At 45.4% G+C, this 8,547-nt stretch carries 7 protein-coding genes; 4 read left to right on the top strand and 3 right to left on the bottom strand.

Annotation, left to right across the window (positions count from 1 at the left end):
* Positions 1-294: 294 nt before the first annotated feature.
* Together AB6735_RS27700 and AB6735_RS27695 are read right to left on the bottom strand one after the other, a co-directional pair.
* The gene (locus tag AB6735_RS27700) at positions 295-2,718 is read right to left on the bottom strand and encodes a glycoside hydrolase family 31 protein (RefSeq protein WP_370999429.1); all 2,424 of its coding nucleotides are present in this window, start codon (positions 2,716-2,718) and stop codon (positions 295-297) included.
* A gap of 242 nt (positions 2,719-2,960) precedes the next feature.
* A complete protein-coding gene (locus AB6735_RS27695; RefSeq protein WP_370999428.1) occupies positions 2,961-3,566 on the bottom strand; it encodes a DUF1684 domain-containing protein in 606 nt (201 codons plus the stop codon).
* Between the two features lie 183 nt (positions 3,567-3,749).
* On the opposite strand from AB6735_RS27695, the gene AB6735_RS27690 reads away from it, so the two are divergent.
* Positions 3,750-5,465 (top strand): IlvD/Edd family dehydratase, encoded by a 1,716-nt coding sequence (locus AB6735_RS27690; protein ID WP_370999427.1) that lies wholly within the window; start codon positions 3,750-3,752, stop codon positions 5,463-5,465.
* 186 nt (positions 5,466-5,651) lie between these two features.
* Complete coding sequence (locus AB6735_RS27685; RefSeq protein WP_370999426.1) at positions 5,652-6,419, top strand: SDR family NAD(P)-dependent oxidoreductase; 768 nt, start codon at positions 5,652-5,654, stop codon at positions 6,417-6,419.
* A gap of 152 nt (positions 6,420-6,571) precedes the next feature.
* Here the strand turns inward: AB6735_RS27685 and AB6735_RS27680 are convergent, their stop codons facing one another.
* Positions 6,572-6,865 (bottom strand): GNAT family N-acetyltransferase, encoded by a 294-nt coding sequence (locus AB6735_RS27680; RefSeq protein WP_370999425.1) that lies wholly within the window; start codon positions 6,863-6,865, stop codon positions 6,572-6,574.
* A gap of 293 nt (positions 6,866-7,158) precedes the next feature.
* Here AB6735_RS27680 and AB6735_RS27675 point away from each other — a divergent pair, with 293 nt between their 5' ends.
* Both AB6735_RS27675 and AB6735_RS27670 read left to right on the top strand, forming a co-directional pair.
* The gene (locus AB6735_RS27675; RefSeq protein ID WP_370999424.1) at positions 7,159-7,848 is read left to right on the top strand and encodes a hypothetical protein; all 690 of its coding nucleotides are present in this window, start codon (positions 7,159-7,161) and stop codon (positions 7,846-7,848) included.
* Between the two features lie 123 nt (positions 7,849-7,971).
* The gene (locus AB6735_RS27670) at positions 7,972-8,397 is read left to right on the top strand and encodes an endonuclease domain-containing protein (RefSeq protein ID WP_370999423.1); all 426 of its coding nucleotides are present in this window, start codon (positions 7,972-7,974) and stop codon (positions 8,395-8,397) included.
* Positions 8,398-8,547 lie beyond the last annotated feature (150 nt).

Here is an 8,547-nt window from a genome sequence, read left to right as displayed (position 1 = left end):
CTGCAAAGTTCAATAGTGACGTACCTACGGCACGTAAACTTCTTTTGATTCTATTTCTACCGACATTAAACCCCTCTAGGGTTTATCAAAAAGATGTGTACACACAGTAGCCCAAAGGGGGGAGATTTAGAGGGGGCTTCTACTTCGTGCCTCGCAATGATCCGCAAAAAAGAATCCCCTCTTTCTGCCGAAGGCGAAGAGAGGGGATTCCAGTGAAGCGCAGATCTGGTGAGTCGGTTCTGCGGTCGATGTTTACAGGTAGGAGTAACTTTATTTATCTAAATATATCTTCCTCTATAAACTCACTACCAACGCTTTCCCTGCATACTTAACCACCTTATCTGCCTTGTCGGTTACCTCTACATTGGCTCCGTGGCTGCCTTTTACCATTACAATATTAAAGGTGCGGCTTTTGAGCATACCGGGGAATTTACCTTTGGTATCGGATATCGTGAGTTTGCGGGTTTTATCGTTCCAGTTTAGGTTGAAAGTTGCGTATTGTCCTTTTTCGTAATTGTAATTGTCGTTCTCGTCCTCGTAAAACTTAAATGATCCGTCGGCGCCGGGATAAATACGCAGCTCGATGTTGTTGGCCGGTTTTTCGGTAGCGTATTCCATGTGCGGGCCCATTGGAATGATGGAACCGGCTTTTACATAAAGCGGCAGAATGTCGATCGGTGCGGCAGCGCTAATGGTTTGTCCGCCATCCAATAGTTCGCCTGTCCAGAAATCGTACCATTTGCTGGCCGCGGGCAGGTACACCTGGCGGGCCTTGGCTTTCTTGTCGGCATCAGCCGATGTATAGAGCTGCTCGGTAACCGGGTTCACCATAAATGCCGGACCGAACATATACTGATCAGGTATACCATAAACCTTGCTGTCGTCCCTGAAATCAAAAGCCAGCGAACGCATGATGGTATAATTATCGGTAGTAACACGACCTGCCAGCGAGTAGATGTATGGCAGCAGGCGATAGCGCAGTTTGTCAAAGTTGAGCAGGATGGCTTTGGTATGATCATCCCAGTTTTTGCTGAACAGTGCCCGTTCGCCTTTACCATGGATGCGGAAGATGGGGCAAAACGCGCCAAACTGAAACCAGCGGGTAAACAGCTCGCGTTTATCGGGCTGCGACCAATCGGCAGCTTTCCAGTGGAAGTGATAACCGCCAATATCCGATGTCCAGTAAGGGATGCCCGATACGCCGGTGTTGATACCCTGCGGCACCTGGTTCTTAAAGTCCTTAAAAGTACACTCGATATCGCCCGACCATAAGGTGGAAGCATTACGCTGTTCCCCTGCAAATGACTGACGAACCAAAAAGAAAGCGCGCTTGCCCGGGATATCCCTGCGCCAGCCTTCGTAAACACCTTTGGTATGTTGCAGAGAGTAAGTGTTAAAATAATCGATCCCTTTACCAATGCTAAAATTGCTTTGGCGGCGGGCATCCTGCAAAGCGCCGTTATCAGGCTCACACTGATCTATCCACCAGGCATCCCAGCCATAGCGTTTAACCAGACTGTCGCGGGCCTGATCCCAGTACAGTTCGCGGGCTTTGGGGTTGTGGGCATCATAATAGGTATCAAAAGTATGGGTAACTACGTTGTCCCAGGTAATATCGGTGAGGCCGCCCATTTTTTCCAGCGCGTCATAGTTGGGTGTGCCCTTGCCAAATACCGGCCATATCGATATCATGGCATGGATGTTTGCTTTATGCAATTCATCAACCATTTGTTTTGGATGCGGGTAACGCTCGGGTTTCATCACGTGCGAGCCGATAGGCAATGGGTCCCAGTAATACCAGTCCTGTACTATCGCGTCAACCGGAATATGGTTATTGCGGTAATTATCCTTTACGCTGATGATCTCGTCCTCGCTCATATACCTGTCCTGCGACTGAAACAAACCAAAGGCCCACTTGCCAAACATAGGCGCTTTGCCGGTAGCCGTACGGTACAGATCAATAATATGATCAAATGAAGGACCATAGAAAAAGTAATAATCAACCTGTTTACCGCTTTCAGAAACGTATTTGAATTTGGTGTTACCGGCTTCGGCGCCGTAAAAGTTGGAGGCCGAGTAATTATCCCACAGCAGGCCATAACCTTTGGTCGATAACAGTACGGGGATAGCGCCGGTAAGGTATTTAATGAGTAATTCCTGGTTGCGGCCTTTGTAATTGATGGATAAAGAATCCAAGGGATGGCAGCCCAAACCAAATAAACCTTCGTTTTGCGGCGAAACAAACTGCGTGCTTATGGTATTGGTACTGATGCCAGCCACAGTAGCCGGGGTAATGGTTTTGTTCTCGCTGTCTTCGGCGGTAATGATGTTACCTTTCAGGTCAGTATAGGTAATAGCATTGGTAGCCTTGTTCACCCGGATCTTTAATTTGGCCGTGATAATAGTTACCTCGGTTTTATTTTCTGCAACCTGATAAAGAGCAGGAGTTTTCCAGCTGTTATTAACCACCAGTGATGGTTTGGTTTCAAAAGCATTGAATATGGTGTATTTGATCTCAATGATGTCAGCCCGGCGCACCAGCACTTTCAGCAGACCTTTATCCAAAGAAAATGTAACGCCATCCACGGCTTTTTTGTACGATTTAACGGTTGCCGAAGCTTGTATTGCAAGGCAGCAAGCAGCAATTGATATTATTACCGCAATCGATTGTATTTTATTAACAAGCGAATGATGGAAGGGTTTAAGCATATTGAACATCAGTTTATTGGTTTATAGTGAGTGTGAGATTGACACTTGTTTGACGGGGGTGAATATAGAATACTTTTTTGAAATTTAAAAGGAGATTTTTTTGGAAGAGAAAGTACTACTATCTCATCAACCCTTATACATTTCATTGAGGAGGAACGACAAAGCAATTCCCTCGCGGGCATAAACGCGGGGAGATTGCCGCGCTACGCTCAATGACATGGTTATATTGAGATAGATACAATTACTTCAACTCAATGCTTCACCTCTTTACCAAACAGTTTCTCTCCCGCTTCTACAGCAATAGCCAGGCGATTACCGTCAGGCGGCTTTGGGCAGGAGTATCCGGAGCTGAACGCGCAATAGGGGTTATAGGCCTTATTGAAATCGATCACCACACTGCCATTTTTAAAATCACCTGTGCGCAGGTCAATATATCGCCCGCCGCCGTAGGTAGTAGTGCCGTTGGTATCATCAATAAATGGCAGGAACAGGTAATCGGTGTATCCCGGAATTTTGGATAACCTTGTACTTTTATATACGGTTAGTTCTAAAGGTTTATCCTTGAGGGTGAATTTTAGCACGGCATAAGGCACATATTCGCTGCCGCTACCGCTGAATACCGGCATAATAAAAGCTTGGGCGTTCACCAGCACTGTGGCTTGTGCAGTAACGCGGTAAGTACTATCGGCATCAAAAAAACGCAAAAATTGGAGGTCCTCCTTTTTAAGAGGGGAATGCGCGTCTTTCAGGAAATCGTCCATATAACCTTTGCGGTAATCAGCTATCTGCGTTTTAAAATCCTGCCCAAATGAGCGAAGACCAGTTAGCATAAGCAGGAGAAGGAAGTATTTTGCCATGATGGGTAAAGTTTAAACCAATATAGGTAAAAAAGTAAAGCCTAATCCCATCCCTCTCCAAAGGAGTGTGAGTTAAAAAATGTGATTTAGGTGAGTCGAAATAATTTTATTTTATCCATACCTAAAACGATTTATAGAAATTTATATTTGCTTTATTGAACCTTCAATATACCAATTATACTTATGGACAATAAACCGCTAAGAAGCAGGGGCTGGTTTGGCAAAACAGGCAAGGATGGCTTTATTTACCGTGCCTGGATGAAAAATCAGGGTATCCCGGCACATCAGCTGCAGGGTAAACCGGTTATCGGTATTTGCAATACCTGGTCGGAGCTTACGCCTTGCAACGCCCATTTTCGCGAATTGGCCGAATCTGTAAAAAATGGTATTTATGAAGCCGGTGGTTATCCGGTAGAGTTCCCGGTGATGTCATTAGGTGAAACTTTGATCAAACCCACGGCCATGTTATACCGCAACCTGGTGAGTATGGATGTAGAAGAATCTATCCGCGCCAACCCGCTGGATGGCGTGGTGCTGCTTTGCGGCTGCGATAAAACCACGCCCGCGCTCATCATGGGGGCCTGCAGTGTGGATATCCCAACTATTGTAGTTTCGGGTGGTGCTATGCTTACAGGTAAATACCGGGGGCACGACATCGGCACCTCAGATATCTGGCGCTTTTCCGAAGATCACCGCGCCGGTCACATGAATGATGAGGACCTGTATACTGCCGAAGCCTGTATGGCCCGTAGTCGTGGTCATTGCGCGGTGATGGGTACGGCATCAACCATGGCTTGTATGGTAGAATCGTTGGGCCTGTCGCTGGCCGAAAATGCCGCCATTCCAGCAGCTGATTCACGCAGAAAAGTGCTCGCCCACTTGTCGGGTAACCGTATTGTGGAGATGGTTCGGGAAGATCTGAAACTGTCTGATATACTAACCCGCCCGGCTTTTGAAAATGCCATCAGTGTAAACGCGGCTATTGGTGGTTCAACCAATTTTATTATTCACCTGCTGGCCATTGCGGCCCGCATCGGGGTTGATCTGAATATGGACGACTTTAATACTACCGCCCAACGTATCCCGCTGCTGGCCAATCTGCAGCCATCGGGTAAATATTTTATGGAGGATTTTTATTACGCCGGTGGACTGCCAGCCCTGATGAAAGAACTGCATGAAGTACTGCACGGCGATACCATAACTGTAACCGGCCAGCCTATTAAAGATAACTACGAACATGCCGAATGTTTTAACCGCGAGCTAATAGCCAGCTGGAAAAAGCCATTTAACGAGGTAGCCGGTATAGTAGTGCTGAAAGGCAATTTGTGCGAAAATGGCGCGGTCATGAAACCATCCGCAGCGAGTACCGAACTGATGATCCACACAGGCAGGGCCATTGTGTTTGAGGATATTGAGGACTACAAAAATAAGATCAACGACCCTAACCTCGAGGTAGACGAAACCAATGTACTGGTACTCAAAAATGTAGGCCCTAAAGGCTATCCCGGTATGCCCGAGGTAGGCAATATGGCCATCCCCAAAAAACTATTAGATAAGGGTGTGCGCGACATGGTGCGGATCTCAGATGGGCGTATGAGCGGTACCGGCTTCGGCACGGTGGTACTGCATGTATCGCCCGAGGCAGCAGTAGGCGGTACACTGGCCATTGTACAGGATGGCGATATCATCAGCCTGGATGTTTACGCGGGTACATTACACCTGAACGTAAGCGACCAGGAAATAGCGGCTCGCAAAGAACGACTGGTACTAAACACCAACATAGCCAAACGGGGCTATGTACACCTGTACCAAACCCATGTGGAGCAGGCCCACCTCGGCGCCGACTTTGACTTTTTAAAAGGCGGCTCGGGCAGCGAGGTGGTGCGGGATTCTCATTGATTAATTAGTGAATTATTGATTTAGTGAATTAGTGATTAGGGAGTAAATTAATTAGCTAATTAATGATTTACGGCTGGAAGAGAGGAAAATAATAAAAGAATCCCCTCTTTCCGCCGTAGGCGAAGAGAGGGTGGTCGAATGAAGTGATGACCGGGTGAGTCTACTCATCGTAATACAATCAAAAATATGACTTTAAATAATTTTACCGGGCAGGTAGCCATTGTAACGGGGGCAGGACAAGGCATTGGTTTTGAAATTGCCAAACAAATATCCTTGCAGGGCGCGGCAGTATTGGTTAATGATGTGAGCCCGCAACTGGCTGCCGAGGCTGCCGAGGCTATCAACAGGCTTGGTGGTAACTGTATTGACCTGGCCGGCGATGCTGCCGATATTGATTTTATACAGCAAATGGTTGATACGGCGGTACAACAGTTTGGCAAATTGACCATAGCCATAGCCAACGCGGGCATTACCCTGTTTGGCGATTTTTTGAATTACCCGGCACAATCATTGCAAAGTGTCATGAACCTCAATTTGCAGGGTAGTTTTTTCCTGGCGCAGCGTACAGCTCAGCAGATCATCAAACAAAAAAGTGGCGGCAGTATCCTGTTTATGTCATCAGTAACGGGGCACCAGGCGCATAAAAATCTGGCGGCCTACGGCATGACCAAAGCCGGACTCGAAATGCTGGCCAAAAGTTTGGTCGTGGAGTTATCGCCATTTCATATCACGGTAAATACCGTAGCCCCTGGCGCTACTTTAACCGAGCGCACCATGGAAGATGCCAGTTATAAAGATACATGGTCGCGCATTACTCCTATGGGCCGGCCGGGCACGGTACAGGATGTAGCTAATGCTGTATTGTTCCTGGTATCGCCGCAGGCTACCCAAATCACCGGGCAAAATATCGTGGTTGATGGCGGCTGGTCGGCGGTTAGCGCATCACCTTATTAGAGAGTGGTGAATGGGGAGTGGTGAGTAGTTGATTTGGAAATGTTTAACTTATAATCAATAGGCTATCATGCTAATGGTCAAAATCTTAACAAAACTCACTGCTAACTACTCACCGCTCCCTATTCACCACTCACCATTCACCACTCACCAACTTACTCAAAAACTGCTCTTAATTTCATCCATTCGGGGTGGCGTTTCAGGTAGGCTTGTATGTAAGCGCATAGGGGTACCATTTTCAGGTTATGCTGTTCCATATAGGTAAAAGCCTTCTCTACCAGTGCCGCCGCAATGCCCTGGCCTTCCATTTCCTCGGGTACTTCGGTATGTATCAGGTATACCACATCGCCTCTTAACTTATAATCAATAAATGAGCTGGTACCGTTAACCGTGAGTTCAAAGTGATGAATAGCTTCGTTATTGATCAATGGAATATCTTCGTACTTCATATTTATTGAGCATTATTTAAATACAATTATATGGTTTGGTAACATAAATATCCTTGTTATATCTAAGGTAAAGTTATGAACAAGCTTTGATTTCGTAATAGTAAACAACTTTAATAGGTAATATTTTACATGCCGTTCAATAAATCAGCCCAGAATACGTTTGGTACAGCGGGTTACTTTGTAAAACTAAAAGGCTTTAGCAAGTTGCTTATTTTTTTAATTTTTTAATTAGTTTTGATTTGTATTTATATATTTATAACAAGACCTTAAAGCAATTTGGACCTTCCCAGAAAATGAAAGCCATTGTGAAACAAAATAAGCACATATTATTACAGCTTGCGCTTTTGTTTTTTGTTACAAGCGGCTCGGCGCAAGTAAGCTTTCAGCATGCTAAAACTAAGGTTAAAAAGAAACCAGTACCCACCTTGTTTAGGCCCGCGGTACAGGGAGGCGAGCAATTTAAAGAGTTTTTGCAGCTTTTGGCACAGGCCAATGCCACGTTCACCTTTCCCAAAGGATTTAAAGAAATACCGGCTACCAACAATGAAGACTTTTCTTTTGATTATGCCATGGAAATGCCGGGGAAGGGGTTTGAAGTATGGTTCCAGGTAAAATCGCAAAAAGAAAACTGGGCCAGTTATGAACGTTCGCAGAATGATAAAGGCCGTCAGTTGGCCAACCCCGATTCTTTATATGGGGAGATGGGCAAGGCTCATGCGATAGCCCTTACCGGCGATAATAATTATTTTGAGCGTAAGCTGCCGCAAAACGTGCTCGACCGCTACAATGCCGATGCCGGCAAATCATACCTGCTTAACCTGCTTGATCTGCCTGCCACCAAACATTATAAATACGCCCTGTTAATTACCCTGATGCGCAGTCATACCGGTATCATTTTAATGGTATGCTTTGCCAATGAAAAAGATCCCGAGTTTTTTAAAAATATTGATAAGGCCGGCAATAGCCTGAAGTTTAAAATGTAGTTTTTAGGTTCTTGAGTATGGGTAGTTGTCCGAATAAAGGTCAAGAGTAATGGCCTTGTGCGATTCCCTCCCAACGGGAGGGTGTAGGGAGGGGTTTCTAAAAGCGATAAACACAAGTTAATAGTGGCCAGGAAAATCATCCCATATAACCCAATCTTAAAAGCCCTGGCCCGTAAGCTCAGGAAAACGATGACGGAGGGAGAACTATTATTATGGGACGAATTAAAAAATGATAAATTATTAGGATTCGATTTTGATCGCCAGCGTTTTATTGATAATTACATAGTAGATTTTTATTGCAGGGACTTGATGCTGGCTATCGAAATTGATGGCATGTCGCATAATTATGAAGACGCGTTTAAAAAGGACGAATTGAGGCAGCAAAAATTAGAAGCTTTTGGTATTACTTTTTTGCGTTTTGCTGAAGCCGAAGTAAAGCATGATATTCTAAATGTGATCAGGACTGTTGAGAATACTGTTATCTCACTTGTGAAAAATGATCCAACAGTTAAGTTGCCAAAGGATTTTGACAGAAGTTTATTAGAATAGTTCGCTAAACCCCTCCCTCCACCCTCCCGTTGGGAGGGAATCGCACAGCCCCGGCTTTTTTGTTTTTTCAATGCCCTCCCCACGGGCTACTGTGTGGACACATCTTTTAGTTGTAATCTTGATAGAGTAGCCATCCTTCATAAACGTTAT

Origin of the sequence: Mucilaginibacter sp. RCC_168, assembly GCF_041355315.1 — a bacterium.
Lineage (GTDB): Bacteria > Bacteroidota > Bacteroidia > Sphingobacteriales > Sphingobacteriaceae > Mucilaginibacter.
Note: the sequence above shows the minus strand (reverse complement) of the source record. Positions and strands in the feature narration are given on the sequence as shown.

What these genes read in the sequence shown, in the direction of transcription:
- AB6735_RS27690 (WP_370999427.1), top strand. Translation starts at nt 3,750, where the DNA reads ATGGACAATAAACCGCTAAGAAGCAGGGGCTGGTTTGGCAAAACAGGC.
- AB6735_RS27675 (WP_370999424.1), top strand. Translation starts at nt 7,159, where the DNA reads ATGAAAGCCATTGTGAAACAAAATAAGCACATATTATTACAGCTTGCG.
- AB6735_RS27680 (WP_370999425.1), bottom strand. Translation starts at nt 6,865, where the DNA reads ATGAAGTACGAAGATATTCCATTGATCAATAACGAAGCTATTCATCAC.
- AB6735_RS27700 (WP_370999429.1), bottom strand. Translation starts at nt 2,718, where the DNA reads ATGTTCAATATGCTTAAACCCTTCCATCATTCGCTTGTTAATAAAATA.
- AB6735_RS27695 (WP_370999428.1), bottom strand. Translation starts at nt 3,566, where the DNA reads ATGGCAAAATACTTCCTTCTCCTGCTTATGCTAACTGGTCTTCGCTCA.
- AB6735_RS27685 (WP_370999426.1), top strand. Translation starts at nt 5,652, where the DNA reads ATGACTTTAAATAATTTTACCGGGCAGGTAGCCATTGTAACGGGGGCA.